1 protein-coding gene and 1 pseudogene are annotated in these 1,386 nt (G+C 45.7%); both read right to left on the bottom strand.

The genetic code is table 11. The annotated features are described in order from the left end of the window. Positions 1 to 129 (bottom strand): annotated as a pseudogene (locus RV045_RS14285) (IS5/IS1182 family transposase); the annotation flags it as partial. A 668-nt stretch (positions 130 to 797) separates the two neighbouring features. Further along, positions 798 to 1,304, bottom strand: a complete 507-nt coding sequence (locus RV045_RS14280) for a hypothetical protein (protein WP_423236463.1) — start codon at positions 1,302 to 1,304, stop codon at positions 798 to 800. Positions 1,305 to 1,386 lie beyond the last annotated feature (82 nt).

Below are 1,386 nucleotides of genomic sequence, written 5' to 3'. Positions count from 1 at the left end.
AGAGTAATAGGGTGTAATCAGCTCGATGAGGTCATACCACGGGATTACACGCTCCATCTCATCAAGAAAGATGCGCTTGCGCGTGCGGCGCTGGTCAGGGTCAATGGGTAAAACGTACTGGATGTTCATGACCTGATTGTGCCAGGTTGCGGGCCTGCTGACCAGGATGCTGGGGATGGAGTGGGGTTTTGAGGTGTTTCCTTAAGCCAGTTATCTTCAAGCCCGGCTGAAAATGTCTCATAGTCCTCATCAAAAACTTTGTGATCTCTAAAAACACCTGATTTAAAGAATCTCACAATATCTTCCTGTGACTTATTTATCTGGAAATCACTTATCCCGACGACTTTAGATATATATATGGACACACATCGTATATGATTGCTAGCACGCTCGCCGCAATCTCCCCTCGACGATTAAAGTCCTTATGTATTTTGGATGGAATATCAGCGGAGTGAACGACGCGATTTCTTATAGAGTTTAATAGTTTCAGCCTATCCATTTCCCCTTTGTCCGGATCTTTCGAGAGCAAGCCTTGGGATATTAGAAAGGAGCGGAGCTTCATCAATGCCGATGGGGCAAATATCCCTGATACTCGCGGAAAAACATCATTTGCAATAGAAGAATTTTTAAGGTCATCACGAATAATAGATTCGATTTTTTTCCGGGTTTCACGTATCGCGTTTTGCTCGTCCTCTCCGTAGGTCGGCCCCTCGCTCTTAAACCATTTCGTAGAGATGGTGTCCAGCGAAGCACTGGCGTAGCATATTTTTCCAATCATGTCGTTTGTCGAATTGGAATTAACTATCGCCCATAACACGGGAAACATGCCTCACGGGAAACATGCCTTCTCGATGGAGTAAACTCACATCAGGCCAATTGGGGCCGATGGTGAGAAAGTAATTCCTGCCGACAACAGATTCACCGTCGTACCCTCCTTCAAGGCCACTCAACTCCGCTTTCTGAAAGACTCGACGCCCCGTTAGAAACGACAATAAAAGACAAAGATCGCCAACCTCATCGGAAACAAGGGGATTGCCGGGAACATCAATGTCCCCGGGCTTTGAGTAGATACGACGAAAAGTTGCCGTTTTTAATATCCTTCCAACTTTCGCTGGAGTTTTTGAAACGATAGGCTTGCCTTGCGGACTCCACGTAAAGTTAGTAGTGGCCCGCCGCGACAGCTTGGTGGTCGCATTGATATTCGTCTGCGATATTTTTATCTCAAACGGATTTAATCGAATGGTTGCAGGTTTGTCGAAGCCATGATCGAAGTTATAGAGGGAAAAAGTTCTTGAATATTTCATGCGCCATAGCATTCCAAGAAAGATGCAGAATCATAAGACTGAAATGCTTGAGTTGGGAATGCTTTATGTCGTGCGCGTGCCC

Origin of the sequence: Amphibiibacter pelophylacis, assembly GCF_037688875.1 — a bacterium.
In the GTDB taxonomy this organism is placed as follows: Bacteria; Pseudomonadota; Gammaproteobacteria; order Burkholderiales; family Burkholderiaceae_C; genus Amphibiibacter; species Amphibiibacter pelophylacis.
Note: the sequence above shows the minus strand (reverse complement) of the source record. Positions and strands in the feature narration are given on the sequence as shown.